Source organism: Pseudomonas sp. LFM046 (genome assembly GCF_000949385.2).
Taxonomy (GTDB): domain Bacteria; phylum Pseudomonadota; class Gammaproteobacteria; order Pseudomonadales; family Pseudomonadaceae; genus Metapseudomonas.
In genome coordinates this window covers 5,637,897-5,664,589 of record NZ_JYKO02000001.1, presented here as the reverse complement: position 1 = coordinate 5,664,589, position 26,693 = coordinate 5,637,897, and the positions used below count along the sequence as shown (strand labels likewise).

The window sequence follows — 26,693 nt, the reverse complement described above, 5'->3', positions numbered from 1 at the left end:
TCGCCGCGCAAAAAAGGTGGGTTAAGATAGCACAGCGCCCGCACTGGAACAGCGGCGCCGCTCAACCATGGAGGTGTGATGAGCATCCGCAATTGGCCCGCGGCGGAACGCCCGCGGGAGAAGCTTCTTGAACTGGGCGCGGCGGCCCTGAGTGACGCCGAGCTCCTCGCCATCTTCCTTCGCACCGGGGTCGCCGGCCGCAGCGCCGTGGACCTCGCCCGTCACCTGCTCAACGACTTCGGTAGCCTGCGCGCGCTGCTGGAGGCCGAATTGAATGAGTTCAGCCAGCACCTGGGGCTGGGGCCGGCCAAGTACGCCCAGTTGCAGGCGGTGCTGGAGATGGCCCGCCGTCACCTGGCTGAAGGACTGCGCCGCGACTCCGCGTTGGAAAGCCCTCAGGCGGTGCGGGATTTTCTGAAAGCGCAGCTGCGCCATTCCCATCACGAACAATTCGCCTGCCTGTTCCTCGACTCCAAGCACCGGGTGCTGGCTTTCGAGGTGCTTTTCCAGGGCACCATCGACGGTGCCAGCGTCTATCCGCGCCAGGTGGTCAAGCGGGCGCTGGCCCACAACGCGGCCGCCATCATCCTCAGCCACAACCACCCCTCGGGCAATTCCGAGCCCAGCGCGGCGGATCGCCAGCTGACCCAGCGCCTGAAGGAGGCGCTGGCGCTGATCGATGTGCGAGTGCTGGATCACTTCATCGTGGGCGATGGCGAGCCGCTGTCCATGGCGGAATTTGGCTGGGTCTAGTCCAGCTTCACCCGCGAGAAGTCCTGCCGGCCGAAGGGGCTCACCTGGTAGCCCTCGACATTGGTCCGGGTCAGGGCGAAGGCGGTGGGGTGGGCGAGGGGCAGCCAGAGGGCCTGTTCGCGGATGATCCGCTGGGCCTTTTCATAGAGGGTGGTGCGCTCGGCCGTGTCGGCCCGGGTCTTGCCGTCGGCGATCAGCTTGTCCAACTCGGCGTTGCAGTAGCGGGCGAAGTTGAGGCCCGATTGCACGGAGGCGCAGGAAAACTGCGGGGTGAGGAAGTTGTCCGGGTCGCCGTTGTCGCCGGCCCAGCCCATGAACAGCAGGTCGTGCTCACCGGCCTTGGCACGGCGAATCAGCTCGCCCCATTCGATCACGCGGATTTCGGCCTGGATGCCCACTTTCGCCAAGTCCGCCTGGAGCAGCTGGGCGCCAAGGCTGGGGTTGGGGTTGAGCAGGCTGCCTGAGGGGCGGGTCCAGATGGTGGTCTTGAAGCCGTCCGCGAGGCCGGCCTCGGTCAGCAGTGCCTTGGCCTTCTGCGGGTCATGGGAGTAGGCGGGGATGTCCTTGGCGTAGCTCCAGGTGTTCGGCGGATAGGGGCCGTCGGCGGCGCTGGCGCTGCCTTCGAACACCGCCTTCAGGTAGCTCGCCTTGTCGAAGGCAAGGTTGATGGCCTGGCGCACCTGGGGTTTGTCCAGCGGCGGGTGCTGGCTGTTGATGCCGACGAAGGCGGTCATGAAGGCCGGCGTCTCGATCACCTTGATGTCCTTGTCGCCAGCGGCGGACTTCACGTCCAGCGGTTTGGGCGACAGGGCAATCTGGCATTCGCCGCGGCGCAGCTTCTGCAGGCGCACGTTGGCGTCGGGGGTGATGGCGAAGACCAGGCCGTCCACTGCGGGCTTGCCGGCGAAGTAGTCCGGATTGGCGGCGTAACGGACCGTGGCGTCCTTCTGGAAACGCCGGAACACGAAGGGGCCGGAGCCGATGGGCTGCGCGTTGAGTTTTTCCGGTGTGCCGGCCTTCATCAGTTGCTCGGCGTACTCGGCGGAATAGATAGAAGCGAAGCCCATGCTGAGGGTGGCGAGGAAGGTGGCGTCGGGCTTGTTCAGGGTGAAGCGGACCTGCTGGTCGTCGACGCGGTCGATGCTCTTGATCAGTGCCGGCAACTGCATGGATTGAGCGTGGGGGAAGCCGCTCTGGGCGACCTTGTGCCAGGGATTGGCCGGATCGAGCATGCGCTGGAAGCTGAAAACCACGTCCTCGGCGTTCAGCGCGCGGCTCGGCTTGAAATAGTCGGTGCTGTGGAAGGCCACGCCCTTGCGCAGGTGGAAGCTGTAGGTCAGGCCGTCGGGGGAGACCTCCCAGCGCTCGGCCAGGCCGGGCACCAGCTTGCCCTGCTGGGCGTCGAACTCCACCAGGCGGTTCATCAGCACGTCGGCCGACGCGTTGGTGGTGGTCAGGGAGTTGTACTGCACGACGTCGAAGCCCTCGGGGCTGGCCTCGGTGCAGACGCTTAGGGTCGCGGCCTGGGCGAGCAGCGGGGCAAACAGCAGCGGGAGGACGGCAAAACGCATGGCAGGCTCCTTTGCAATGGCGAACGGGCCCGTGGTGGCCCAGAGGCCTTACCCTAGACCAAGCCCGGTCGCCGAACAATGCGCGGCGGGCGACGAGCGGTCGCTGTGCTCGGGCGGCCTTGCAGCGCCGGTGCGGGTACAATCGCGGGGTGGGCGGGCCTGTGGGTAAATCGCTCCCGCCCTTGCTGCACTAGGGTCTTTCTGATATAAAGCAGCGCTCTTTTCTGGGGGCCCGGTCTTTCGCAGTCATTGTGCGGCCGGTAAGACCCTGACGAGACGGGCGTTCAGCGCCCAATATCTGAGAGTTCAAGCGGCCAACCCATGCCGGGTTGGGCATGTGGTTTAGAGGGCTGAGGTATGTCGAGAGTCTGTCAAGTAACCGGTAAGGGTCCGGCTACTGGGAACAACATTTCCCACGCAAACAACAAAACCCGTCGTCGTTTCCTGCCGAACCTGCAGCACCATCGCTTCTGGGTCGAGTCCGAGAAGCGCTTTGTGCGTCTGCGCGTTTCCGCCAAGGGCATGCGTATCATCGACAAGCGCGGCATCGACGTAGTTCTGTCTGAACTGCGCGCTCGCGGCGAAAAGGTTTAAGGAGCTAATCATGCGTGAACTGATCCGTCTGGTGTCCAGTGCCGGTACCGGCCACTTCTACACCACCGACAAGAACAAGCGCACCACTCCCGACAAGATCGAGATCAAGAAATTCGATCCGGTTGTGCGCAAGCACGTGATCTACAAGGAAGCCAAGATCAAGTAATTGATCCGGCCCTTGCGAAGAAGCCCGCCCAGTGCGGGCTTTTTCATGCCTGCGATTTGCCTTGAGCCCCGTGGCGGAACCGTAGGATGGGTGGAGCTTGCGATACCCATCGATCCTCGCACGGGCTCCGCTCGGGGAGCGCCGCCCGCCCCATCCTGCGGGACCTTTCGCTGCACCCATAAAAAAACCCGCCAGAGGCGGGCTGAAGGGTGACAAGCATGGGAGACGAACAGGCTCAGCGGGCGGCCTGTTCAAAGATGACGTAGACCTTGCGGCAGGGTTCCAGCACTTCCCAGGTGCCGGAGAAGCCGGCGGGAATCACGAAGCGGTCGCCGACGCGGACGGTCTTGGCGTTGCCGTCCTGGTCGCGAATCACCGATACGCCCTGGAGAATCTCGCAGTACTCGTGCTCGGTGTAGCTCACCGTCCAGTGGCCCACCGCACCTTCCCAGATGCCCACGTTGAACTGCCCGCAGGGGCTGCCGTAATGGTTGCGAACGCTCTGCTCGGGATCGCCCTTGAGGATCTTCTCGGGCGCCGGGCGGTAATGTTCCGGGGCTGTGGTGGCCTGGGCGAAGTCGACGATCTGCTGGATGTTCATGGTGCGGTCCCTGTTCAGGCGGCCTTGCGGATGGAGTCGGCGAGCGTGCCGACGAGAATGTCGATCTGTTCCTTCTCCACGATCAGCGGCGGCGACATGGCGATGGTGTCGCCGGTGACGCGGACCATCACGCCGTCGTGGAAGCATTGTTCGAAGACCTGGAAGCCGCGCTTGCCCACGCCTTCGGCACTGGGTGCCAGTTGCACGCCGCCCACCAGGCCCACTGCGCGGATGTCGATCACATTGGGCAGGTCGCGCAGGCTGAGCAGGGCGTCTTGCCAGTGGCTTTCCAGCTCGATGGTGCGCTCGAACAGGCGCTCGCCCTGGTAGATGTCAAGGGTCGCCAGCGCAGCGGCGCACGCCACCGGGTGACCGGAATAGGTATAACCGTGGAAGAACTCGATGGCGCTTTCCGGGCCCTGCATGAAGGCCTGGTAGATCTCTTCGGCGACGAACACCGCGCCCATGGGAATGGCGCCGTTTGTCAGGCCCTTGGCACAAGTAATGATATCCGGGGTGACGCCCCAGCGCTGGGCGGCGAAGGCTTCGCCGACGCGGCCGAAACCGGTGATCACCTCGTCGAAGATCAGCAGGATGCCGTGCTTGCGGGTGATGTCCCGCAGGCGCTGCAGGTAGCCCACCGGCGGCAGGATCACGCCGGCCGAACCGGACATGGGCTCGACGATCACGGCGGCAATGTTCTCCGCGCCGTGCAGGGTGACCAGGCGCTCCAGCTCGTCGGCTTTCTCGATGCCGAACTCCGGCAGACCACGGCTGAAGGCGTTGCGCTGGATATCCAGCGTGTGCGGCAGGTGATCCACATTCGGCAGCAAGGCGGGGAAGGCCTTGCGGTTGTTGACCATGCCACCCACCGAAATGCCGCCGAAGCCCACGCCGTGGTAGCCCAGTTCGCGGCCGATCAGGCGGGTGCGGGTGCCTTGGCCGATGGCGCGCTGGAAGGCGAGGGCGATCTTCAGGGCGGTGTCCGCCGATTCAGAGCCGGAGTTGGTGAAGAACACCTTGTTCAGGCCCTTGGGGGCCACATCGGCCAGGCGCTCGGCCAGTTCGAAGGGCAGCGGGTGGCCCATCTGGAAGGTGGGGGCGAAGTCCAGCTTCGCGATCTGACGGCTCACTGCCTCGGTGATCTCGCGGCGACCGTGGCCGGCGTTGCAGCACCAGAGGCCAGCGGTACCGTCGAGGACCTGGCGACCGTCGGTGCTGGTGAAGTACATCCCTTCGGCGCTTTCCAGCAGTCGCGGCTTGGCCTTGAACTGGCGGTTGGCGGTAAAGGGCATCCAAAAATCGTCAAGACTGTTGGATATTCTGCCCGGTTGCGGCGCATTGGCGTTTGTCATTGTGACCACCCAAAGAGGCAAGGTGAGGTGTTGTAGTGATTTTGGCGCAGTCTATGTTTAATAAATTGAACATGACAAGGGCGTTTGACGGAAATCTGTCAAATATATTGAAAAGGCTAGCCCGTCTGGTTTAGGGTTGCGAGGATGGCCATTCATAGGTCGGCCTTGCAGAATTTTTGACAGTGCATGCCTGAGCTGGCGGCACTCTTCTAATAAGAGGAAAGCTCCAATGACCACCCTGACCCGAGCAGATTGGGAACAGCGCGCCAAGTCCGTGCAGATCGAGACCCGCGCCTTCATCCATGGCGAGTACACCGGTTCCGTTTCCGGCGAGACCTTCGACTGCATCAGCCCGATCGACGGCCGCCTGCTGGGCAAGGTTGCCAGCTGTGACCTGGCCGACGCCGAGCTGGCCGTGAAAGATGCCCGCGCCACGTTCGAGTCTGGCGTCTGGTCGCGCATGGCTCCGGTCAAGCGCAAGGAAGTGATGATTCGCTTCGCCAACCTGATCGATGCCCACGCCGAAGAGCTCGCCCTGCTGGAAACCCTGGACATGGGCAAGCCGATCAGCGACTCGCTGAGCGTCGACGTGCCGTCCGCGTCCCGCGCCATCCGCTGGAGCGGTGAGGCCATCGACAAGATTTACGACGAAGTCGCCGCCACCCCGCACAACGAACTGGGCCTGGTGACCCGCGAGCCGGTGGGCGTAGTCGCCGCCATCGTGCCGTGGAATTTCCCCCTGCTGATGACCTGCTGGAAGCTCGGCCCGGCGCTGTCCACCGGCAACTCCATCGTCCTCAAGCCGTCTGAAAAGTCGCCGCTGACCGGTATCCGCATCGCCCAACTGGCCATCGAGGCCGGCATCCCGGCTGGCGTGTTCAACGTGCTGCCGGGCTTTGGCCACACCGTGGGCAAGGCCCTGGCCCTGCACATGGACGTGGACACCCTGGTGTTCACCGGTTCCACCAAGATCGCCAAGCAATTGATGGTCTACGCTGGCGAATCCAACATGAAGCGCGTCTGGCTGGAAGCCGGTGGCAAGAGCCCGAACATCGTGTTCGCCGACGCCCCGGACCTGCAGGCTGCTGCCGAAGCCGCTGCCGGCGCCATCGCCTTCAACCAGGGCGAAGTCTGCACCGCCGGTTCGCGCCTGTTGGTAGAGCGCTCCATCAAGGAAAAATTCGTGCCCATGGTGGTCGAGGCCATCAAGGCCTGGAAACCGGGCAACCCGCTGGACCCGGCCACCAACGTCGGCGCCCTGGTGGACACTACCCAGATGAACAACGTGCTGTCCTACATCCAGGCCGGCCATGACGACGGCGCCAAACTGGTGGCCGGCGGCAAGCGCGTGATGGAAGAAACCGGCGGCACCTACGTCGAGCCGACCATCTTCGACGGCGTGAGCAACGCCATGCGCATCGCCAAGGAAGAAATCTTTGGCCCGGTGCTCTCGGTCATCGCCTTCGACAGCGAAGAAGAAGCCGTCGCCATCGCCAACGACACTATCTACGGCCTGGCTGCTGCGGTCTGGACCAACAACCTGTCCCGCGCCCACCTGGTCGGCAAGGCCCTGCGTGCCGGCAGCGTCTGGATCAACCAGTACGACGGCGGCGACATGACCGCGCCCTTCGGCGGCTTCAAGCAGTCCGGCAACGGCCGCGACAAGTCGCTGCACGCGTTCGACAAGTACACCGAGCTGAAGTCCACCTGGATCAAGCTCTGATCCCACATTGAGGTCCGCCCCTCGCGGTTCGAGGGGCCGGCTCTGCGAGCCACGCCTGCGGCCGGGTTTCCAGTTATGGAGCCCGGCCTTTTTTGCTTTGCCCCACACGGAAAGGGAGGACATGGGCGATGCGTTGGGGAACCTATTTCGCCGTCTGTGGCGCAGTCATCAGCATCGGCCTCGCCCTGGGCGTGACCATGCCGTTGGTGTCGCTGCGGCTGGAAAGCTGGGGCTACGACAGCTTCGCCATTGGCGTGATGGCGGCGACTCCGGCAGTGGGGGTGTTGCTGGGCGCCGTCGTGGCGGGGCGCCTGGCGGCGCGGCTGGGCACCACGGCCTCGATGCAGCTGTGCATGTTGGTGGGGGCGGTGTCGGTGGCGCTTTTGGCGTTGGTGCAGGTCTACCCGATCTGGCTGGTGCTGCGGCTGCTGATCGGCGTCGCGCTGACGGTGGTGTTCATCCTCGGTGAAAGCTGGATCAACCAACTGGCGGTGGAGGAGTGGCGCGGCCGCCTGGTGGCCCTCTATGGCACGGGTTACGCCCTGAGCCAGTTGTCCGGTCCGCTGCTGTTGAGTGCCCTGGGCACCGGTAATGACCTCGGCTTCTGGACCGGCACCGGCCTGTTGGTGGGTGGTTCGCTGATGCTCCTGGGTCGCACCGGCGCGCCCAGCGTCGATGCCCACAGCGCCTCGGGTCGCGGGCTCTGGTCATTCTGCTCGCGTCTGCCCACCATTGCCTGGGCCGTGGCGCTGTTTGCCGCCTTCGAGGCCATGATGCTGACCCTGCTGCCGATCTATGGATTGCGTCAGGGCTTCAGTCAGGAAGTGGCCCTGCTGATGGCCAGCGTGGTGGTCGTGGGCGACGCCGCATTGCAATTGCCCATTGGCTGGCTGGCCGACCGCATGTCCCGGCGCAACTTGTTCCGCGCCTGTGGCCTGACCTTGCTGCTCAGCAGTCTCGGCGTGCCGCTGTTGCTGCACACACCGCTGATCTGGCCGCTCTGGGTGCTGTTCGGCGCCAGCGCCGGCGGGCTTTTCACCCTGGCGCTGATCCTGATCGGCGAGCGTTATCGGGACGACGAACTGGTGCGGGCCAATGCCCATGTCGCCCAGCTCTGGGGTATTGGCTGCCTGATCGGGCCGCTGCTCACCGGCGCCGCGAGCCAGTGGATCAGCGGTCACGCCCTGCCGCTGATCATGGCCATTGGCGCCGCCGGATTCGTCTGGCTGGCCTGGAGCCGCGAGCTGTTCGAGGACGATGCCGAGACTGTCCCCGATTGAGCACACCGTTCACCGGCTCTTCGTAGGATGGGTCGGGCGGCGTTCCGCGAGCGAAGCGAAACCCATCGCAGCGGAACGGCCAACCTAGCGGGGATCAGACGATCCCCACCGCTTCCTTCATCCGGTACCACAGCATGCCCAGGGCCAGCAGCGGCGAGCGCAGGTGGCGGCCGCCGGGGAAGGTGATGTGGGGCACTTTGGAGAAGACATCGAAGCCGGTGCTCTGCTCACCACAGATGGCCTCGGCCAGCAGCTTGCCCGCCAGGTGAGTGGCGTTCACCCCGTGGCCGGAATAGGCCTGGGCGAAGTAGACATTGGGTTGATCCGGCAGCTTGCCGATCTGCGGCAGGCGGTTGGCGCCGATGCCGATCATGCCGCCCCACTGGTAGTCGATGCGGACATTCGCCAGGTGCGGGAAGACCTTGAGCATCTTCGGCCGCATGTAGTCGCCGATATCCGCCGGGTCGCGCCCGGAATAGTGGCAGGCGCCGCCGAACAGCAGGCGGTTGTCAGCGGAGAGCCGGTAATAGTCCAGGGCCACGCGCTGGTCACAGACCGCCATGTTCTGCGGTAGCAGTTCGTGGGCGAGGTCGGCGGGCAGCGGCTCGGTGGCGATCACGTAGCTGCCGGCGGGCAGCACCTTGCCGCCGAGGGTGGCGTTCAGGTTGTTCATGTAGGCGTTGCAGCCCAGCACCAGGGTCTTTGCCCGCACGTGTCCACGGGCGGTGTGCACCTTCACCTCGGGACCGTAGTCGATGCGGGTCACTGCGGAGTTTTCGAACAGGCGAACGCCGAGGGACTCGGCTGCAGCGGCTTCACCCAGCACCAGATTGAGCGGATGCAGGTGGCCGGAACCCATGTCGATCAGGCCGCCGACATAACGGTCCGAGCCCACCACAGTGCGCATCTCGTGGGGCTGTACCAGGCGCAGTTCGTGGCGATAGCCGAGGCCTTTGAGTTCTTCCATATCTTCGGCGAAGCCGGCCAGGTCGCGCGGGCGGTTGGCCAGGTCGCAGTAGCCCCAGGTCAGATCGCAGGCGATGGAGAATTCCTCGACGCGCTGGCGGACGATCTCCACCGCTTCCAGGCCCATCAGCTTCAGGGCGCGCACGCCTTCGGCGCCGATCACCGGCTCGAACTGCTCGACGCCGTGGCCGACGCCACGGATCAACTGCCCGCCATTGCGCCCGCTGGCGCCCCAGCCGATCTTCCGGGCTTCCAGCAGCACCACCTTGCGGCCGCGCCGGGCCAGTTCGATCGCCGTGTTCAGCCCGGAGAATCCGCCACCGACAATGCACACATCGGCCAGCTCCTCTCCCGCCAGGGGCGGGTAGTCGATGCGACGGTTGGCCGTCGCCGCGTAGTAGGAGGGGGCGTGCTGATCGGTATGCACCGGGATGCGAACGCGGGCGTTCATGTGCGAAATCCTGATTTTATTGTGTGGAAAATTCAACGCCCGGGCAGAATAAGACGAACCCCATGGCCTGCCAAGGGGGGCGGGACGCGCGTAACAAATCAGTCAGGAATCGGGAGATTCAGCGATTCCTTCACCTCTTCCATGACGATGTAGGACTTGGATTCGCGCACGTGGGGCAGCTTCAGCAGGATGTCGCCAAGCAGCTTGCGGTAGGAGGCCATCTCGTTGATCCGCGCCTTCACCAGGTAGTCGAAGTCACCCGACACCAGGTGGCATTCCAGTACATGGGGCAGCTTGAGCACGGCGCGGCGGAAATCCTCGAAGGTGTCGCCGGACTTGTAGTCCAGGCTGATTTCCACGAACACCAGCAGGCTGGCCTTCAGGTGCTGCGGATTCAGCCGGGCGTTGTAGCCGAGGATGATGCCCTCGCGCTCCAGGCGGCGGACGCGCTCGGTGCAGGGCGTGGTGGACAGGCCTACGCGCTCTCCCAGCTCGGTAAAGGATATCCGGCCGTCTTCCTGCAGGATTCGTAAAATATTCCGGTCTATCTTGTCTAATTCACGACGGGATTGATGCTGCGTACGCATGGTGGATGCCCCTCCGTTGAAGCCCATTCAGCCGAGATTTATCGCCAAATATAGCTATCTATATAGTGAATATCACTGGGGCTGTCTTCCTATACTGCGCGCCATTGACGCTCAAAATAACAAACGCAGCGAATTCCCCGCTGCGAATGGAGACAGACATGCGAGTGATGGTCCTTGGCAGTGGTGTGATCGGTACGACCAGCGCCTATTACCTGGCCCAGGCGGGGTTCGAGGTGGTCGTGGTCGACCGCCAGAACGCCGTGGCCATGGAAACCAGCTTTGCCAACGCTGGTCAGGTTTCCCCCGGTTATGCATCGCCCTGGGCGGCGCCCGGCGTGCCGCTGAAGGCCGTCAAATGGATGCTGCAGCAGCACGCACCGCTGGCCATCCGCACCACCAGCGACATCGACCAGTACCTGTGGATGACGCAGATGCTGCGCAACTGCACCGCCGCCCGCTATGCGGTGAACAAGGAGCGCATGGTGCGTCTGTCCGAGTACAGCCGCGACTGCCTCGACGAGCTCCGCGCTGAAACCGGCATCAGCTATGAAGGCCGCGCCCTCGGCACCACCCAGTTGTTCCGCACCCAGGCCCAGGTAGACGCCGCCGCCAAGGACATCGCCGTCCTCGAGCGTTCCGGCGTCCCGTACGAGCTGCTCGACCGCGACGGCATCGCCCGCGTCGAACCGGCCCTGGCCAGCGTCAAGCACAAGCTGGCTGGCGCCCTGCGCCTGCCCAACGACCAGACCGGCGACTGCCAGCTGTTCACCACCCGCCTCGCCGAGATGGCTGAGAAGCTGGGCGTGGAATTCCGCTTTGGCCAGAACATCGAGCGTCTGGACTTCGCCGGCGACCGCATCAACGGCGTGTGGATCAACGGCAAGCTGGAAACCGCAGACCGCTACGTGCTCGCCCTCGGCAGCTACACCCCGCAGATGATCAAACCGCTGGGCATCAAGGCGCCGGTCTATCCGCTCAAGGGCTATTCGCTGACCGTGCCGATCACCAATCCGGACATGGCTCCGACCTCGACGATTCTCGACGAGACCTACAAGGTCGCCATCACCCGCTTCGACAAGCGCATCCGCGTGGGCGGCATGGCCGAGATCACCGGCTTCAACCTGGACCTGAACCCGGCGCGCCGCGACACCCTGGAAATGATCACCGCCGACCTCTACCCGGAAGGTGGCGACCTGTCCCAGGCCGTGTTCTGGACCGGCCTGCGTCCGGCGACTCCGGACGGCACCCCGATCGTGGGCGCCACTCCGTTCCGCAACCTGTTCCTCAACACCGGACACGGTACCCTTGGCTGGACCATGGCCTGCGGCTCCGGCCGCCTGCTGGCCGACCTGATGGCGCGCAAGCGTCCGCAGATCAGCGCCGAAGGTCTGGACATCTTCCGTTATGGCAATTCCAAGGAGAGCCCGAACAATGTCAATCCAGCGCCTGCGCACTGAAACCCGCTACAGCGAAATCGTCATCCACAACGGCACGGTCTACCTGGCCGGCCAGTTGGACGAAAAGCACAGTGCGGGCGTCGGCCAGCAGACCCGTGAAACCCTCGCCGCGATCGACGCGATGCTGGCCGAGGCAGGCACCGACAAGAGCCGCATCCTGTCGGTGACCATCTACCTGAAGGACATGGAGGCCGACTACGCCGCGATGAACGCGGTGTGGGACGCCTGGGTACCGAAGGGCGCCGCCCCGGCCCGTGCCTGTGTCGAGGCGAAGCTGTATTCGCCCGACGTCCTGGTGGAGATGACGGTGGTCGCCGCGCTTCCCTAAGTTTCTTGCTCAGCCCGGCCCTCGTGCCGGGTTTTTTCCACCCGATCAATTAGAAGAAGTCCTCGCCATGCGTCCCGCCCGTGCCCTGATCGATCTCGAAGCCCTGCGCCACAACTACCGCCTCGCCCGCGAAATCAGCGGCGCCAAGGCCTTGGCCGTGGTCAAGGCGGATGCCTACGGACACGGTGCGGTGCGCTGCGCCCAGGCCCTGGAAGATGAGGCCAATGGCTTCGCCGTGGCCTGCATCGAGGAAGCGCTGCAGCTGCGCGCGGCAGGCATCCGCAAGCCGGTGCTGTTGCTGGAGGGCTTTTTCGAAGCTGAAGAACTGGAACTGATCCAGGAACACGACTTCTGGACCGTGGTGCACGCCACCTGGCAGTTGGAGGCCATCGAGCGCGCCACTGTGCGCAAGCCGTTGACCGTCTGGCTCAAGCTGGACTCCGGCATGCACCGCGTCGGCCTGCACCCGGCCGAGTACCGCGACGCCTGGCAGCGCCTCTCGGCCAGCGACAAGGTGGAGAAGATCGTGTTGATGAGCCACTTCGCCCGTGCCGATGAGCTGGACTGCGACAGCAGCACCGAGCAAGTGGCGGTATTCGAACAGGCGCGCGCCGGTCTCGAGGCCGAGGTCAGCCTGCGCAATTCGCCGGCTGTGCTGGGCTGGCCGCAGGTGCCCAGCGACTGGGTACGCCCGGGCATCATGCTCTACGGCGCCACGCCTTTCGAAGTGGCCCACCCCCTGGCCGAACGCCTGAAGCCGGTGATGACCCTCGAATCGAAGATCATCAGCGTGCGCGAACTGCCCGCCGGCCAGCCGGTTGGCTACGGCGCGAAGTTCGTCACCGAGCGCCCGACCCGCGTCGGCGTGGTGGCCATGGGTTATGCCGACGGCTACCCGCGCCATGCCCCCACCGGTACTCCGGTGACCATCGACGGCCAGCCGAGCCGGCTGATTGGCCGCGTCTCCATGGACATGCTCACCGTCGACCTCACCGACCTGCCGAATGCGGGCCTGGGCAGTCGAGTGGAGCTCTGGGGCAATCAAGTCCTGGCCAGCGACGTGGCCACTCATGCGGGCACCATTCCGTACCAGATATTCTGCAACCTGCGCCGGGTGCCGCTCGTCTACAGCTGATCCCGAATTTCACGGCGAAATGATCAGGAAAATGATCATTTCGCCGATGTTTCAGGCACGTTTTCCAATGATTTCCGGTTTTCTCCCGGGAAGGGTAAAGTTCGCGCGGTATCGACAGCCGAAGTGTTGTAAATACTGAACGCTGTTGCCATGATACGGCGACCGTGACCACCCCTGATCCCGAGGAGGATCCCGCCATTGGACGTCGGTGTTCGACTGCAAGCCATCCGTAAGCTGAAAGGCCTGTCCCAGCGTGAGCTCGCCAAGCGCGCGGGTGTCACCAACAGCACGATTTCCATGATCGAGAAGAACAGCGTCAGCCCTTCCATCAGCTCGCTGAAGAAGGTGCTTGGGGGTATCCCCATGTCGCTCGTGGAGTTCTTCTCCCTCGACCTGGAACAGGAAAACCAGGTCCAGGTGGTCTACCGGGCTTCCGAACTCACCGATATCTGCAGTGGCGCCATCACCATGAAGCTGGTGGGCAAGGCCCATCCCAGCCGCGCTCTGGCCTTCCTCGACGAGACTTATCCACCGGGCTCCGACACCGGTGACGAGATGTACGCCCATGACGGCGAAGAAGCCGGCATGCTGGTGGAAGGCCGACTGGAGCTGACCATCGGCAGCGAGGTCTACATCCTCGAACCAGGCGACAGCTACTACTTCGAAAGCAGCAAGCCGCACCGCTTCCGCAATCCGTTCGATGCCCCGGCACGCCTGATCAGCGCCACCACGCCGGCCAATTTCTGAATTCCTACCCCGTCCCGCCCATATCCCTGCGGCAAGTTGGGTTGTTTCAGCGCGACGGAGTAACCGTATATACTTTGCCCCCGCTCGCGAAACCGTGGCCGCGGGCGAAACTAGCCACGATGAGGGTGTAAGGGTGAACCTAATCAAGAAGATGCTGGCGGCTCACGCTGCCGTATTGGCTCTGTGGGCTGTTAGCGCCCAGGCCGCGACCGACGACGCGATCGCCGAGCGCATCAAGCCGGTAGGCGAGGTCTGTGTACAGGGTCAGGAATGCAAAGGTGTCGGCGCCATCGCTGCTGCCGCTGGCGGCGGTGCTCGCACGCCGGACGACATCATTGCCAAACACTGTGGCGCTTGCCACACCGCTGGAGTGCTAGGCGCTCCGAAGATCGGCGACAGCGCTGCCTGGAAAGAGCGCGCCGGCCGTGATGGCGGTGTCGACGGTCTGCTGAAAAAGGCCATTTCCGGCCTCAACGCCATGCCGCCGAAAGGCACCTGCGCTGACTGCACCGATGATGAGCTGAAAGCCACCATCAAGAAGATGTCCGGCCTGTAATCACGCCGCCATCGACAAGAAAGCCGCCCTCGGGCGGCTTTTTTTATGCTTGCTCGCTGCGACCTGGTGTCGCAGTGAGCGCCATGGTCGACCGCCATCGATGGGTATCGCTCCGCTCCACCCATCCTACGAAACTGGACCGTAGGGTGTGCTGTGCGCACCGATGACATTGGCGCGGGGGCATTGGCCATGCGCGGTGCGCGCCATCTCCCGATTGAATTCATTTCCTTGCGATACCCATCACCCGGTCCATCCGCAAACGACGGAACGACCGGTCCGAACTCAGTCGACGAAGCTCACCTGACCATCGGCCAGCGAGGCCACGCGCGCCAGGGACTCGATGCGATAACCTTCGCTTTCCAGCAGGCTCCGGCCTTCCTGGAAGGACTTCTCGATCACGATGCCGATGCCGGCGACGCTGGCGCCCGCCTGGCGGATCAGGTCGATCAGCGCCTTGGCCGCATGGCCGTTGGCGAGGAAGTCGTCGATCACCAGCACATTGTCGGCAGCGGTCAGGTGCCGGGCCGAGATGGCGATGGTGCTTTCGGTCTGCTTGGTGAAGGAAAACACCTTGGAGATCAGCAGGTCGGTCTTCAGGGTCAGCGACTGGAACTTGCGGGCGAAGATCACCGGCACGCCCAGCTCCAGGCCCGCCATGACCGCCGGAGCGATGCCGGAGGCTTCGATGGTCACGATCTTGGTAACGCCCTGGCCCTTGAAGCGCTCGGCGAACTCATGACCCACCTGCTGCATCAGGCGTGGATCGATCTGGTGGTTGAGAAAGGCGTCGACCTTCAATACCTGCTCGGACAGTACGATGCCTTCTTCACGAATCTTCTGTTTCAGCGCTTCCACGCCCTTACCCTCGTTGATAGCCCGGTCTGCGCCGGGGTGCTTTAGTTACGACTTCTTCAGCATGGCACGGATGTCCGCCAGGGCCGTGTTGCCGCGCGCGGCCTTCACTTCCACGGGGGCGTCTTCCATGCCTTCCCATTCCAGGTCTTCCTGCGGCAGTTCCTCGAGGAAGCGGCTGGGGGAGCAATCGATGATTTCGCCGTACTGCTTGCGCTTGGCGGCGAAGGTCATGGCCAGGTTCTGCCGCGCGCGGGTGATGCCCACGTAGGCCAGGCGGCGTTCTTCTTCGATGGTGTCGGCTTCGATGCTGGAGCGGTGGGGGAGGATTTCCTCCTCCACGCCCATGATGAACACATAGGGGAATTCCAGGCCCTTGGAGGCGTGCAGGGTCATCATCTGCACACCGTCGGCGCCTTCCTCTTCCTCCTGCTGGCGCTCCAGCATGTCCCGCAGCACCAGCTTGGCGATGGCTTCCTCGATGGTCATGCCACCTTCTTCATCGCGCTCCAGGGTGTTCTTCAGGGCGTCGATGAGGAACCAGACGTTGCCCATGCGGAAGTCGGCGACCTTGTCGCTGGAGGCGTTCTGGCGGAGCCAGTTCTCGTAGTCGATGTCCATCACCATGCTGCGCAGGGCGGCGATGGGATCGGTCTGTGCGCACTGCTGGCGCACCCCGTCCATGAAGCGCTTGAAGCGCTGCAAGCGATCGGAATAACGGCTGTCCAGGTGCTCGGCCAGGCCCATCTCGTCACTGGCGGCATACATCGAAATGCCACGCTCGGTGGCATAGTTGCCGAGCTTCTCCAGGGTGGTGGAGCCGATCTCCCGGCGCGGGACGTTGATGACCCGGAGGAAGGCGTTGTCGTCGTCCGGATTCACCAGCAGGCGGAAGTAGGACATCAGGTCCTTCACTTCCTGGCGGCCGAAGAAGCTGGTGCCGCCGGAAAGCCGGTAGGGGATCTGATGGTGCTGCAGCTTCAGCTCCATCAGCTTGGCCTGGTGGTTGCCCCGGTAGAGGATGGCGAACTCGCTGTACGGCCGCTGGGTGCGCAGGTGCAGGGTGAGGATTTCCATGGCGATGCGCTCGGCCTCGGCATCCTCGTTGCGGCAGCGGATCACCCGGATCGGATCGCCCACGCCCATCTCGCTCCACAGCTGCTTCTCGAACACGTGGGGGTTGTTGGCGATGAGGATGTTGGCGCACTTGAGGATGCGGCTGGTGGAGCGGTAGTTCTGCTCCAGCATCACCACCTTCAGGGAGGGGAAGTCCTCCTTGAGCTGCATCAGGTTTTCCGGCCGGGCGCCGCGCCAGGCGTAGATCGACTGGTCATCGTCGCCCACCACGGTGAACTGGGCGCGGTGCTGCACCAGCAGCTTCACCAGCAGGTACTGGCTGGCGTTGGTGTCCTGGTATTCGTCCACCAGCATGTAGCGCACGCGGTGCTGCCACTTTTCCAGGATGTCCGGGTTGTCCTGGAACAGCTTCACCGGCAGCAGGATCAGGTCATCGAAGTCCACCGCGTTGTACGCCTTGAGCGTGCGCTGGTAGTGCATGTAGACCACGGCGGCGGTCTGCTCCTTCGGATTGCGCGCCTTGGCCAGCGCTTCTTCCGGCAGGATCAGGTCGTTCTTCCAGTTGCCGATGTAGCCCTTGATCTCGTCGACGCCATCATCCCCGGCATATTCCTTCTGCATGATGTCGGTGAGCAGCGCCTTGATGTCCGACTCGTCGAAGATCGAGAACCCCGGCTTGTAGCCCAGGCGCGAGTGCTCCTTGCGGATGATGTTCAGGCCGAGGTTGTGGAAGGTGGACACCGTCAGGCCCTTGCCCTCGCCGCCGCGCAGGAGCGAGCTGACGCGCTCCTTCATTTCGCGCGCCGCCTTGTTGGTGAAGGTCACCGCGACGATGTGCTGCGCGCGGATCCCGCACTGTTGCACCAGGTAGGCGATCTTGCGGGTGATCACGCTGGTCTTGCCGGAGCCTGCGCCGGCGAGCACCAATAGGGGACCACCGACGTAGTTCACGGCTTCCTGTTGCCGGGGATTGAGTCGGGACATGCTGGGTTGGATAGAGGCGAATGGCCGCGCATTCTAGCAGGCCGGCCGGGCTGTACCGAAGTACCTCTGGGCAACTGTGACGCAGCCCCTGTTGCCAGCGGGTTTTCCTTGGAAAATTCCTGACAGCCGGTACGATGGTCCCGCCGTCTACCATGAGTCTGGGATGGCCACGCAGCGACGCCTGGAAAGAACAACGCCGAAAAGGCGCAGCCAGGCGCCGATGCACCGCAGAATCTGTGACCCCGGGGAGGTCATTTGTCAGCGCTCGTCGAGCCCTTGCGCATGCTCCTGCTGGCCGAAACGCCGGCCTGGGCCGAGTTGCTTCGCGAACTCCTGACCGCGATGGGCAGCGCTGCCTCCCTGATTACCGCCGGCTCCTGGGATGCCGCCGCCGGTCTGGTGGACGACCTGGGCTGCGCCCTGGTTCTCTGCACCCCACGCCTGCTCCCGTCCGCCGGACGCTGCCCGCTGCCGATCATCCTGCTGCTGGAAGAAGAGCCTGACGAAGCGCCCCAGGGCGTCAGCGACTGGCTCGTTCGCGAACACCTGGGCGTTGACGTCCTGCGCCGCACCCTGCGCCACGTCCGCGAGCGGCGGAATCTGCAGAGCGCGCTGGAACACCTCGCCGAACAGGACCCGCTTACCGGCATCGCCAACCGGCAGGGCTTCCAGACCCTGCTGGCCGCCCGCCTGGTGGAGTACCAGGGGCGCGGCCTGGCCCTGGGTCACCTGGACCTGGACAACTTCCGCCATGCCAACGATGCCCTCGGCTACCAGGCCGGGGACCGCCTGATCATGCAGGTGGTGGCGCGGCTCAAGGGACAATTGCGTGCCGGCGACCAGCTGGCGCGCCTGGGCAGCGACGAATTCGCCCTCCTGCTGGACACCCGTCGCGACCCGGCCCGCGCCGAGCGCGTGGCCGAAGCCATCGTCGAAGCCCTGGGCGAGCCCTACCAGGTGGACGGCGAAAGCCTGCTGCTGGGTTGCAGCCTCGGCATCGCCCATTGCCGAGCCAGCGAGAGCGCCGACCCGCTGATGTGGCACGCCCACATCGCCATGCAGCAGGCCAAGGCCAGCCAGGGCTGCACCTTCCACATCTTCGACGAACGCATCAACCGCAGCGCGCGCAGCCTGGCCGACCTGGAAGGCGAGCTGCGCCGCGCCCTGCGTCGCGATGAACTGGAACTCCACTACCAGCCGCGCCTGTGCCTGAAGACCGGCAACATCCTCGGCCTGGAAGCCCTGGTGCGCTGGCGCCACCCTGAGCGCGGCCTGCTGACCCCCAATGAATTCGTGCCCCTGGCCGAAGAGAGCGGCCTGATCGTGCCGCTCGGCTACTGGGTGATCTCCCGCGCCCTGCGGGACATGCAGTGGTTGCGTGGACGCGGCCTACCGCCGCTGCACATGGCGGTGAACCTGTCGTTCCGCCAGTTCCAGGACAGCCAGCTGCTTTCCACCCTGAGCCGGCTGATCCACGAGCGCGGCGTCGACGCCAGCTGGCTGGAATTCGAACTCACCGAAACCGCCGTCATGCGCCGCAGTGAACAAGTGCGCCAGACCATGGAGGCCCTGGGCCGGCTGGGGGTGAGCTTTTCCCTGGACGACTTCGGAACCGGATTCTCGTCCTTCGTCCACCTCAACAGCCTGCCCATCGCCCTGCTGAAGATCGACAAGAGCTTCGTCGGCGGCATGCACGACCGGCCGGAAAACCGCCAGTTGGTGAAGGCGATGATTAACCTGGCGCAGAACCTCAAGCTGGGCGTGGTGGCCGAGGGCGTGGAAAGCGCCGAGCACCTGGCGCTCTTGCGCCAGTTCGGCTGCGACCAGGCCCAGGGCTACTGGATCAGCCGCCCCCTGCCCCTGGCCGAACTGGCGCGTTTCCTGGTATTCGGCACCCGCCAGTCGCTGTTCGTCAGCCAGGATTCCTGACGGCGGAGGCTCTCCGTTGGGCGCGCCAACTCCCGATTGAATTCGTTTCCGTAGGATGGGTGGAGCTTGCGATACCCATCAGCTCTTTCCGCATGGGCATCGCTCCGCTCGCGGAACGCCGCCCGACCCATCCTACGAATTGGCCCCTACAAATGAATCCCGATCGTCCGGCCTGATGCTGCCTCCACGTCCGGCCGCAACAACCGCGCCGTCTTCCACTCGAACCCCAAGGTCAGCCCCAGCGCCGCGCACGCCAGGCCCAAGGCCAGGCCCCACCAGACGCCCACGGCGCCCCAGCCCATCGAGAAGGCCAGCAGCCAGGCCGCGGGCGCGCCCACCAGCCAGTAGCAGACGAGGCCCACCAGGAAGGTGGTCTTGGCGTCCTTGAGGCCACGGATGGCGCCCATGGCGATGGTCTGGGTGCCGTCGAACAGCTCGAACCAGGCCGCCACCGCCAGCAGGCTCACAGCCAGTTGCACGATGTCCTGGAATTCCTTCGCCTCGTGGTCGACGAACAGCCCCACCACCAGCTCCGGCGCGACCCAGAACAGCATGGCAAAGGCCAGCATGCACGCCGCGCCGAAGCCGATGCCCAGGCGCCCGGCGCGGCGCGCGTCTTCCAGGCGGCCGGCGCCATAGTGCTGGCCGATGCGGAAGGTCACCGCGTAGGAAATCCCCACCGGCACCATGAAGGCCACGTACACCGACTGGATGGCGATCTGGTGCGCCGCCAACTGGGTGCTGCCCAGCGCGCCCATGCACAGGGTGGCGAAGGCGAACAGGCCGGATTCCACCGCATAGGTGCCGCCGATGGGCAGGCCCAGGCGCAGCAGCTCGGTCAAGGCCTCGCGGGACGGCCGCAGCAGGCCCTTGAGCAGCGGGTAGGCGGCATAGGCCGGGTTGCGCACGATATGCCAGGTGAGCAGCAGCGCCATGGCGTTCATCACCAGGGCGGTGACCAGGCCGATACCCGCCAGGCCCAGGCGCGGCAGGCCGAACAGGCCGTGGATCAGCGCGTAGTTGAGCAGGAAGTTGGCCAGGGCGCCGCCAATGCTGATGGCCATCACCGGCCCCGGCCGGCCAATGGCGCTGGTGAAGCCGCGCAAGGCCATGAAACCCAGGTAGCCGGGCAGGGCGAAGACCAGGGTAGACAGGAACTGCATGGCACCTTCCACGCTCTCCGGTGCCTGGCCGAAGGCGAGCAGGATGGGCTTCAGGTTCCACAGCAGCAGGCCCGCCGCCAGTGCCATGCCAAGGGCGAGCCAGAGACCACTCTGGGTCAGCCGCGTGGCGCCCAAGACGTCGTTTGCTCCGTGGCGGATCGCGACCAGGTTGCCTACGGCGGCGATCACCCCGACGCAGAAGATCGACACGAAGGAATAGCTGGACGCACCGAGTCCGCCGCCGGCCAGGGCGTCCGGGCCGATCAGGCCCATCATCACGGTATCGGTGAACACCATCAGCACGTGGGCCAGTTGGGCTGCGATCAGCGGGCCGGCCAGGCGTAGGATGGCCACCAGTTCATTGCGAATGCGTTGCGGCATGAGTAAGGCTCACTATTCTGCTACGCCGGCCAATCCCTTTGGCCGGCTGGAGAATTGGCAATTTTCCGAGCCTTGAAGCGGCGGCACAAAAGGAAAAAAATGATGCCTCGCATGACCTTTACTCATGGATCGCCTCATGTCCCGCCGCCTGCCCCCGCTCTACGCCCTGCGCGCCTTCGAGGCCGCCGCACGCCATGCCTCCTTCACTCGCGCCGCTGAGGAACTGGCCATCACCCAGAGCGCGGTGAGCCGGCATATCCGCACCCTTGAAGAACACTTCTCCTGCCGCCTGTTCGAACGCCAGGGACGCAGCCTGCAGCTCACCGAGCCGGCGCGCATGCTGTTGCCCGGCCTGCGCGATGGCTTCGATGCGCTGGAGCGTGCCTGCACCACCCTGCGGGTCGACGACGCCACCCTGCGCCTGAAGGGACCTTCCACCCTCACCATGCGCTGGCTGCTGTCGCGCGTGAGCCGCTTCCGCCACCTCAATCCCGACATCGAGGTGCAGCTCACCAGCGCCTGGATGGATGTGGATAAGGTGGACTTCCAGCACGAACCCTTCGACTGCGCGGTGCTGCTCAGCGATGGCCACTTCAGCCAGGACTGGGAGGTGACCCTGCTGTTCAGCGAATGGCTGATCCCGGTTTGCGAGCCTTCGGCGGCGGCCCAGCCCTGGACGCTGGAGCGCCTGCAGGCCACCGAACTGCTGCACCCCACGCCGGATCGCCGTGACTGGCGCCGCTGGTTGCAACACATGGGGCTCGGGGAAGAGGTGTCCCTCAAGGGTGGCCAGGTGTTCGACACCCTGGAGCTGGGCATCGTCGCCGCCTCCCGTGGCTACGGGGTATCCATCGGCGACCTAGTGATGGTGGCCGAAGATGTCACCCAGGGCCGCATCGGCTTGCCCTGGCCAACCGCCGTGGCGAGTGGAGACAGTTACTACCTGGTCTGGCCCCGCGCCCGCAGCGGCCAGGATCGCCTACGCAGACTGCGCGACTTCCTCCAGGACGAAATGGCTGCCATGCAACTGCCGGCGGTGGAGTTGCTGGAATAGCGGAGCCGTGCAGCGGATGGGGGCCAGAGTTCAGGGCATTGCGGATGGGCGAACTTCAATCGCCAAGCAGACCGCAGGTCTGCCCCTCGCGAAAGTTGCTGGGAAGGCGCGGAAGGGGCCAATGGAACCTCCTTCCCGGATGCAGCGTCGACTACTGATAGGAGAAGGTGATGGTGCTCTGCGCATTAACCTTGCCGGCCTTTACCTCAGGCGCTGTCTGGACGTAATTGACCCGGAAGGGGACCGTGAAGTTCCTGACAGCGGAGGAGCTCTTGCCGACATACCACTGGTTGGTATTTCCTCTGGCGGAAGAGTCAGGGCCGAACTTCAGCGGCGTCGATTCACCGAACTTGAACAGTTTCAAGCCGATACCGGCTGCGGTGGAGGATCGGGCCAGGCTGAGTACATCGCTTGTATTACCGGGTGTCGAGGCATCTGACATGGTCGCGTACAGCGCGATATTCGGATCGCAGGTCACGCCGACGGAAAAGCTGGCGGATTGCGGCAGGATCGAGCCCATCCCCCCCTTGAACTCTCCCGTATAGGCGGGCGGCAGGGTAACCGTTTGCTTGGCCCCTTGCGTTACCGTGCAACCGGTGGCGCTCACGTTGATGGTCGTGCCAAGAATTCTAAGGTCGACAGTAAGGGCGCCGGGAATTGCCAGGCCATCCGAGTCCGCGACCTGCAGAGTCGCGACTGTTTTGCTCGGCAGGGTATGGCTCCCCGCCTGGAGCCGTCCGGTGGCAATCAGTTTTACCTGAAAGGTAAAACCCAGACTGCTCTGGGGAGTCGTTGCGGTCCCCGGTCCAGGATATACCGTGACATCCGGCGGCCGGACGCTGGTCCATTGGCTTCCTTTGGGATCCCGAATGCCTATCACGTAACCAATGCCGGGGATGCCCGATGGGTAGACCGGATATGAAACACCTGCGTCGACATGCGTGACCCCAGCCAACGGTTGTGTCGTAGGAGTCGCCCAACTTATAGCCCCGTACTTGCATGCCCCGCCGGTGAAGTCGAATACCTTGTAGTTCGTCTGCGCACCGCCCCAGTCGCCTATCTGCTGGCCAATCCAGTTGCCGTCGGCAGGGCCAGAAGTGGAATAAGGTTTCATCGTGATCGACATGGCCTCGATCGACTGGCATGCGGCAAACGCCGGTATGGGTGAGAGCATGAGAAAGGCTAGAGCGATAAGCTGCCTCTTGCGGGAAGGAATATGTTTCATATGGTCCGTTGTCTTCCTGATCCGTCAGCCGCTGCTGAAGGGCTCGTGTCAAACATATACCCAAGCGGCTTTGAACTGCCGGGATTGAGGCGACGGCCCTAAGCGGAGGTCTCCTGGATCGTTCTCTACTACGCAAAGACCCAGCGAATGAATTCGCCCCCACAGTGCCTAGTTGTATTCCAGGATGTAGGTCATGGTGGCGTTCGCGCTGCCGGGCTTGATATTGCCGCCGGTGGCGATGTACTTGGCCTTGCCGGAGAAACGGTAGAACTCGGCGTTAACGGCGCTGCGCTGCCAGGTCAGCGACAAGGCCCGATCCTTGGCAAATGGCAGGGGGGTGCCCTTGTCGTCCTTCAGCGAAATGCCTACGCCGTTGGCCACGCCGGGTTGGGCCTGCCCCGTGAGTTTCAGTCGCCCATCACTTGGGGAGTCACCTTCGAAGTAGATCTTCACCGGCGGCTTGGTGGTGGGATTCAAGCCGTCGCATCGGATGCTCAGCGCGAAGGGATGCTCGGTCACCTCGCCACGCTTGATGTGGGCGGCGGCGGGCCTGCCCATGTTCACCGTGGGATCGGGGGAAGGGTTGTAGCAGCTGGTGTAGTAGATATTGTTCACAATCTTGGTCTTCAGGCCTGTACCTGTGACCTTGACGGGCTTATTGGATCCCCAGTAGATCTCGGAGTTGATGTCGAAAGCCGTGATATCCCCCCGCCCCACCTCCATGGCGATCCGAATGAATTGGACGGTTACTGTGGAGGGGCTCCATATTTGGACAGTAGCTCCCGGAAGTAGCCTCGTGCTGAATGGCGGATACCTGTTGATCCCCCAATAGGAGCTGGTGGAGTTGAATCTAAAGCGGATACCCACCCCGGGTATCCCTGTCTGGAAGATGTTCTCGGATGTGCCATCGAGTGCAAGTGTTGAGGTGATTGCCTTCATGCCAAAAGTGGCTACCCAGCACTCCCAGCTGTGGCTCGTGCCGAAGGGTTGAGTGAACTCTGCCATGACTTGGCCTATGTTCGCCGCTTTCAGCGTGACACTGGCGGGAAATGCTCCCAGGAACTGCTCGGTCGGCTTACCGGAAGCAAGCGTGCAATCGCCAGCCAGGGCTTGCCCGGCGCCGCAGAAGAGTGCCAACGCGGCAAGGATCAGTCGTGGAGAGACTTTGCGGCTGGCAATCTGGTGTCTGTACGTGGGGGTATGCCGATGGCTCTGAAGGTGCGGGTTGGGGCCGAACCGCTCAGGCGGAGGGCTTGCGACAGGCGAGTGCGACGCGTTCATAGGCGAGGTCCTTGTTCTTCGGAGGCAGTTGGTAATTGGCCACGCAGCTGCCTTCGCTCCAGCGGATGAGGAGGCGGCCCTGGTCGGCGATACCGAACACCAGCAGGCGGGAGAGGTTGTCCACCATGCCGACGACCTTCTCCTTGTCGTCGTAGGCTTGGGCGCCGAAGGGGACTTTTTCGCCAGCGTCCAGGTTCAGGTCGAACTGAACGCGGCGGCCGGTTTCAGCGGTGAAGCGCTTGCGGACTACGGCGCCGCGGGTGGGCACCAGCATTTGTGAGCTTTCGCTGATCTCGGTGTCGGTGCCGAAGGTAGCGGTATCCAGGTTCACCCAGTTATAGCGGTAGGGTTGCATGTAGGGCACCACGGCGTAGCCGCGGCCGTCGGTGCGGACCGAGCCGTAGCCTTCGATGCCCACTCCTCCGACGTCGGGCACTTCCACCAGGGCGAAGGTCTCCCCCACCGGCTGGCCGAACGTGACGCCGCCGCTGTGCAGCACCATGGCACCGGAGGCGCCCAGGTCCACGTGCTTGTTGTCCCGTCCCTGGCTGTAGTTGGCGCTCAGCTTGGCGGTGGCGGTATCCCAGCCCAGGCCGACGCTGCCGGAGCTGCCGTTGTCCTTGCTGTGGCCGGCCTGGGCGGAGTAGTTGACCGTGTTCTGCTCGTCCAGATACCCGGACACGCCGCTCTGCAGGCTGGAGTCGCCATGCTGGGAGGAAATGGCGTTGGCATAGACCCGGTGGGAGCGGCTGCTGCTGCCCAGGGGGATGCTGATGGACGCGGTGAACTGGGTATCCGACTGGCCGATCGGGCCGGTGTCCTGGGTGCGGGAAACGGCCAGGCTGTAGCTGGCGTCCTTGACGCTGCTGCTGTAGCCGAACTGCCAGCGGCGGGTGCTGCCCTGGCGGTTCCAGTAAGTGGTTTCGCCAGCGCTGAGGTAGACCGAGCTGCGGCGGAACAGGGTCTGGTTCACCGTCAGGTCGAGGCGGCTTTTCTGCCGTCCGAGGCTGAGGCTGTTGAGGAAGTCCTGGCTGGACAGGTCCTCCACATGCTGGCTGAGGGTGCGGTAGCCCTCGGTGGAGTAGCGGTAACCCACCATGGTGAAGTTGGTGTCGGTGGCGTTGATGGTCTTGGAGTAGAGGAAGCGCACGCTCTGCCCCTGGTTCCTGCCGTCCCGCCGGGTATCGGACTGGCTGTGGGTGATATCCCCCGACATGCCGCCAATGGGTGTGTTGAGGCCCACGCCGGCGTTGACCGCGTTGTACTTCTCCGCCGCGAGCAGGCCGCCGTAGCCGGTGACGTTGTCGGTCATGCCGTAGACCGCCGTGCCCTGCACCAACTTGGGGGAGGGCTGGCCGTCGGTGCGGTACTCGCCGGCGGACATGCTGTAGCGCAGGCTGCCTTTGCGGGTCATCACCGGCAGGTAGGAGTAGGACTGCTTGAAGGTGCGCTGGCGCCCGTCGGCCTCGATGATCTTGATCTCCAGGTCACCATTGGAGCCGCTGGGGTAGATGTCGGTGATCTCGAAGGCGCCCGGCGAGACGCTGGTGGAGTAGATCACGTAGCCGTTCTGGCTCACTTCCACCGTTGCGTTGGTTTCGGCGATGCCGCGCACCACCGGCGCGTAGCCGATCTCGTTGTCGGGTTGCATGCCGATGTCAGACTGCAGTTGCACGCCGCGCATGCGCACGCTGTCGAAGATCTCGCCTTGGGTGTAGAGCTCGCCCAGGGCCAGGGTGCCCTTCAGGCGACGGATATCGCGCTCGACGTAGGTGCGGCTGCTGGTGAATTTGTTGCGCATGCCGGTTCCGCCGCTGAGGGACGAGTCGTTGCGCAGGCGCCAGCCCAGCAGGTTGAAGCCGTTGCGCAAGCCGAGGTAGCGGTAGTCGCTGGTCTGGCCCCGGTTGGTGTTGCGGTTGAAGTTGGCCTGGTAGTTGGTGAAGAGGGCGGTGACGCCATCGTCCCAGAGGGACGGGTCGACATAGCCCTGGGCATGCCGCTTGACGTACATCTGCGGCACGCTGACCAGCAGGGCCAGGTTGTTGACGTCGAACTCCACCGAGGCGCCGGGAATCAGCTCGGTGATGTTCAGTGGCGTGTTGTTGTCCAGGTTGGCCGGGATGAGGTTGTCCCGCATCAGCCGGGGTACATCGACGCCCAGGTCCCTGAGCAGGCCGACCTGGATTACCGCGCGGACTTCGCCGGTCTCGGGGCTGGCGCTGAAGTTGACGTCCTGGCGGCGGATCATCGACTGGTTCAGGTAGATGTCGACGTTGTATGAGCCAGGCGGTACCGCGCTGCCCTGCTCGAAATACTTGAGTTCGACCGGGCCGTCGCCATTCTTGATCAGGAATTCGTCGTTGAATTCCACGGCGTGGGCAATATGGGGAAGTGCCAGTCCCAGAGCCATGAAACAGGATGGCCCGGAATAAGCGGCAATTTTGAAGTTGAACTTTTTCCGGAAAATGGCCACGAGT

The 26,693-nt window shown here is 64.1% G+C and carries 23 protein-coding genes; 12 read left to right on the top strand and 11 right to left on the bottom strand.

All coding sequences use genetic code 11. The features are described 5' to 3' along the window. Positions 1-78: 78 nt before the first annotated feature. Entirely contained in the window at positions 79-753 is a 675-nt protein-coding gene (radC, locus tag TQ98_RS26035; protein WP_044873221.1) for a DNA repair protein RadC, read from the top strand. On the opposite strand, the gene TQ98_RS26030 is transcribed toward radC, so the two are convergent. Further along, complete coding sequence (locus TQ98_RS26030) at positions 750-2,324, bottom strand: ABC transporter substrate-binding protein (RefSeq protein ID WP_103103101.1); 1,575 nt, start codon at positions 2,322-2,324, stop codon at positions 750-752. The two genes, radC and TQ98_RS26030, sit on opposite strands and share 4 nt — an antisense overlap. A 357-nt stretch (positions 2,325-2,681) precedes the next feature. Between TQ98_RS26030 and rpmB the strand changes: the two genes are divergently transcribed. Together rpmB and rpmG are read left to right on the top strand one after the other, a co-directional pair. Next, positions 2,682-2,918, top strand: coding sequence for a 50S ribosomal protein L28 (gene rpmB, locus TQ98_RS26025; RefSeq protein WP_044400708.1), 237 nt, complete (start codon positions 2,682-2,684; stop codon positions 2,916-2,918). 10 nt (positions 2,919-2,928) lie between these two features. Further along, a complete protein-coding gene (gene rpmG, locus TQ98_RS26020; protein ID WP_003457707.1) occupies positions 2,929-3,084 on the top strand; it encodes a 50S ribosomal protein L33 in 156 nt (51 codons plus the stop codon). Between the two features lie 235 nt (positions 3,085-3,319). On the opposite strand, the gene TQ98_RS26015 is transcribed toward rpmG, so the two are convergent. Together TQ98_RS26015 and TQ98_RS26010 are read right to left on the bottom strand one after the other, a co-directional pair. Continuing rightward, entirely contained in the window at positions 3,320-3,685 is a 366-nt protein-coding gene (locus tag TQ98_RS26015) for a cupin domain-containing protein (protein WP_044873218.1), read from the bottom strand. Positions 3,686-3,699: 14 nt separating this feature from the next. Next, a complete protein-coding gene (locus tag TQ98_RS26010) occupies positions 3,700-5,040 on the bottom strand; it encodes an aspartate aminotransferase family protein (RefSeq protein WP_044873217.1) in 1,341 nt (446 codons plus the stop codon). A 229-nt stretch (positions 5,041-5,269) separates the two neighbouring features. On the opposite strand from TQ98_RS26010, the gene TQ98_RS26005 reads away from it, so the two are divergent. Together TQ98_RS26005 and TQ98_RS26000 are read left to right on the top strand one after the other, a co-directional pair. Next, complete coding sequence (locus tag TQ98_RS26005; protein ID WP_044873216.1) at positions 5,270-6,763, top strand: aldehyde dehydrogenase; 1,494 nt, start codon at positions 5,270-5,272, stop codon at positions 6,761-6,763. 128 nt (positions 6,764-6,891) lie between these two features. Further along, a complete protein-coding gene (locus TQ98_RS26000; protein ID WP_044873215.1) occupies positions 6,892-8,043 on the top strand; it encodes an MFS transporter in 1,152 nt (383 codons plus the stop codon). A gap of 94 nt (positions 8,044-8,137) precedes the next feature. Here the strand turns inward: TQ98_RS26000 and TQ98_RS25995 are convergent, their stop codons facing one another. Both TQ98_RS25995 and TQ98_RS25990 read right to left on the bottom strand, forming a co-directional pair. Then, positions 8,138-9,460: an FAD-binding oxidoreductase gene (locus TQ98_RS25995; RefSeq protein ID WP_044873214.1), complete on the bottom strand. Its 1,323-nt coding sequence runs from the start codon at positions 9,458-9,460 to the stop codon at positions 8,138-8,140. 98 nt (positions 9,461-9,558) lie between these two features. Further along, positions 9,559-10,047, bottom strand: coding sequence for an Lrp/AsnC ligand binding domain-containing protein (locus tag TQ98_RS25990; protein ID WP_016495366.1), 489 nt, complete (start codon positions 10,045-10,047; stop codon positions 9,559-9,561). 158 nt (positions 10,048-10,205) lie between these two features. Between TQ98_RS25990 and dadA the strand changes: the two genes are divergently transcribed. The 5 genes from dadA (at position 10,206) to TQ98_RS25965 (ending at position 14,270) form a co-directional block, all read left to right on the top strand. Next, positions 10,206-11,504 carry a D-amino acid dehydrogenase gene (gene dadA, locus TQ98_RS25985; RefSeq protein ID WP_044873213.1) on the top strand — a complete coding sequence of 433 codons (1,299 nt, stop codon included), beginning with the start codon at positions 10,206-10,208 and terminating at the stop codon, positions 11,502-11,504. Then, positions 11,479-11,832, top strand: a complete 354-nt coding sequence (locus tag TQ98_RS25980; protein WP_103103100.1) for a RidA family protein — start codon at positions 11,479-11,481, stop codon at positions 11,830-11,832. The genes dadA and TQ98_RS25980 overlap by 26 nt, the downstream gene beginning before the upstream one ends. A 67-nt stretch (positions 11,833-11,899) precedes the next feature. After that, the gene (alr, locus tag TQ98_RS25975) at positions 11,900-12,967 is read left to right on the top strand and encodes an alanine racemase (RefSeq protein ID WP_103103099.1); all 1,068 of its coding nucleotides are present in this window, start codon (positions 11,900-11,902) and stop codon (positions 12,965-12,967) included. Between the two features lie 198 nt (positions 12,968-13,165). Beyond that, positions 13,166-13,714 carry a cupin domain-containing protein gene (locus tag TQ98_RS25970; RefSeq protein ID WP_044873211.1) on the top strand — a complete coding sequence of 183 codons (549 nt, stop codon included), beginning with the start codon at positions 13,166-13,168 and terminating at the stop codon, positions 13,712-13,714. Between the two features lie 133 nt (positions 13,715-13,847). Further along, positions 13,848-14,270, top strand: a complete 423-nt coding sequence (locus TQ98_RS25965; RefSeq protein ID WP_103103098.1) for a c-type cytochrome — start codon at positions 13,848-13,850, stop codon at positions 14,268-14,270. Positions 14,271-14,552: 282 nt separating this feature from the next. Here TQ98_RS25965 and TQ98_RS25960 read toward each other — a convergent pair whose 3' ends face one another. Together TQ98_RS25960 and rep are read right to left on the bottom strand one after the other, a co-directional pair. Further along, the gene (locus TQ98_RS25960; protein WP_044873208.1) at positions 14,553-15,125 is read right to left on the bottom strand and encodes a xanthine phosphoribosyltransferase; all 573 of its coding nucleotides are present in this window, start codon (positions 15,123-15,125) and stop codon (positions 14,553-14,555) included. A 45-nt stretch (positions 15,126-15,170) separates the two neighbouring features. Continuing rightward, a complete protein-coding gene (gene rep, locus TQ98_RS25955) occupies positions 15,171-17,183 on the bottom strand; it encodes a DNA helicase Rep (RefSeq protein WP_044873207.1) in 2,013 nt (670 codons plus the stop codon). Between the two features lie 255 nt (positions 17,184-17,438). Here rep and TQ98_RS25950 point away from each other — a divergent pair, with 255 nt between their 5' ends. After that, positions 17,439-19,112 carry an EAL domain-containing protein gene (locus TQ98_RS25950; protein ID WP_044873206.1) on the top strand — a complete coding sequence of 558 codons (1,674 nt, stop codon included), beginning with the start codon at positions 17,439-17,441 and terminating at the stop codon, positions 19,110-19,112. 146 nt (positions 19,113-19,258) lie between these two features. Here TQ98_RS25950 and TQ98_RS25945 read toward each other — a convergent pair whose 3' ends face one another. Continuing rightward, positions 19,259-20,656, bottom strand: coding sequence for a NorM family multidrug efflux MATE transporter (locus TQ98_RS25945; RefSeq protein WP_044873205.1), 1,398 nt, complete (start codon positions 20,654-20,656; stop codon positions 19,259-19,261). Between the two features lie 136 nt (positions 20,657-20,792). Here TQ98_RS25945 and TQ98_RS25940 point away from each other — a divergent pair, with 136 nt between their 5' ends. Continuing rightward, positions 20,793-21,710 carry a LysR substrate-binding domain-containing protein gene (locus TQ98_RS25940; protein ID WP_044873460.1) on the top strand — a complete coding sequence of 306 codons (918 nt, stop codon included), beginning with the start codon at positions 20,793-20,795 and terminating at the stop codon, positions 21,708-21,710. A gap of 151 nt (positions 21,711-21,861) precedes the next feature. Here TQ98_RS25940 and TQ98_RS25935 read toward each other — a convergent pair whose 3' ends face one another. The 3 genes from TQ98_RS25935 to TQ98_RS25925 form a co-directional block, all read right to left on the bottom strand. Continuing rightward, complete coding sequence (locus tag TQ98_RS25935; protein ID WP_044873204.1) at positions 21,862-22,935, bottom strand: fimbrial protein; 1,074 nt, start codon at positions 22,933-22,935, stop codon at positions 21,862-21,864. Positions 22,936-23,103: 168 nt separating this feature from the next. Further along, on the bottom strand, positions 23,104-24,216 hold the full coding sequence (locus TQ98_RS27965) for a fimbrial protein (protein WP_146036041.1): 1,113 nt from the start codon (positions 24,214-24,216) through the stop codon (positions 23,104-23,106). Then, a complete protein-coding gene (locus tag TQ98_RS25925; protein WP_044873203.1) occupies positions 24,176-26,689 on the bottom strand; it encodes a fimbria/pilus outer membrane usher protein in 2,514 nt (837 codons plus the stop codon). Before TQ98_RS25925 ends, TQ98_RS27965 begins: the two co-directional genes overlap by 41 nt. Between the last annotated feature and the right edge of the window lie 4 nt (positions 26,690-26,693).

What these genes read in the sequence shown, in the direction of transcription:
- rpmB (WP_044400708.1), top strand. Translation starts at nt 2,682, where the DNA reads ATGTCGAGAGTCTGTCAAGTAACCGGTAAGGGTCCGGCTACTGGGAAC.
- TQ98_RS25995 (WP_044873214.1), bottom strand. Translation starts at nt 9,460, where the DNA reads ATGAACGCCCGCGTTCGCATCCCGGTGCATACCGATCAGCACGCCCCC.
- TQ98_RS27965 (WP_146036041.1), bottom strand. Translation starts at nt 24,216, where the DNA reads ATGAACGCGTCGCACTCGCCTGTCGCAAGCCCTCCGCCTGAGCGGTTC.
- TQ98_RS26000 (WP_044873215.1), top strand. Translation starts at nt 6,892, where the DNA reads ATGCGTTGGGGAACCTATTTCGCCGTCTGTGGCGCAGTCATCAGCATC.
- alr (WP_103103099.1), top strand. Translation starts at nt 11,900, where the DNA reads ATGCGTCCCGCCCGTGCCCTGATCGATCTCGAAGCCCTGCGCCACAAC.
- dadA (WP_044873213.1), top strand. Translation starts at nt 10,206, where the DNA reads ATGCGAGTGATGGTCCTTGGCAGTGGTGTGATCGGTACGACCAGCGCC.
- TQ98_RS25945 (WP_044873205.1), bottom strand. Translation starts at nt 20,656, where the DNA reads ATGCCGCAACGCATTCGCAATGAACTGGTGGCCATCCTACGCCTGGCC.
- rep (WP_044873207.1), bottom strand. Translation starts at nt 17,183, where the DNA reads ATGTCCCGACTCAATCCCCGGCAACAGGAAGCCGTGAACTACGTCGGT.
- TQ98_RS25980 (WP_103103100.1), top strand. Translation starts at nt 11,479, where the DNA reads ATGTCAATCCAGCGCCTGCGCACTGAAACCCGCTACAGCGAAATCGTC.
- TQ98_RS25940 (WP_044873460.1), top strand. Translation starts at nt 20,793, where the DNA reads ATGTCCCGCCGCCTGCCCCCGCTCTACGCCCTGCGCGCCTTCGAGGCC.
- TQ98_RS26010 (WP_044873217.1), bottom strand. Translation starts at nt 5,040, where the DNA reads ATGACAAACGCCAATGCGCCGCAACCGGGCAGAATATCCAACAGTCTT.
- TQ98_RS26015 (WP_044873218.1), bottom strand. Translation starts at nt 3,685, where the DNA reads ATGAACATCCAGCAGATCGTCGACTTCGCCCAGGCCACCACAGCCCCG.
- TQ98_RS26030 (WP_103103101.1), bottom strand. Translation starts at nt 2,324, where the DNA reads ATGCGTTTTGCCGTCCTCCCGCTGCTGTTTGCCCCGCTGCTCGCCCAG.
- radC (WP_044873221.1), top strand. Translation starts at nt 79, where the DNA reads ATGAGCATCCGCAATTGGCCCGCGGCGGAACGCCCGCGGGAGAAGCTT.
- TQ98_RS25990 (WP_016495366.1), bottom strand. Translation starts at nt 10,047, where the DNA reads ATGCGTACGCAGCATCAATCCCGTCGTGAATTAGACAAGATAGACCGG.
- TQ98_RS25935 (WP_044873204.1), bottom strand. Translation starts at nt 22,935, where the DNA reads ATGAAACATATTCCTTCCCGCAAGAGGCAGCTTATCGCTCTAGCCTTT.
- TQ98_RS26005 (WP_044873216.1), top strand. Translation starts at nt 5,270, where the DNA reads ATGACCACCCTGACCCGAGCAGATTGGGAACAGCGCGCCAAGTCCGTG.
- rpmG (WP_003457707.1), top strand. Translation starts at nt 2,929, where the DNA reads ATGCGTGAACTGATCCGTCTGGTGTCCAGTGCCGGTACCGGCCACTTC.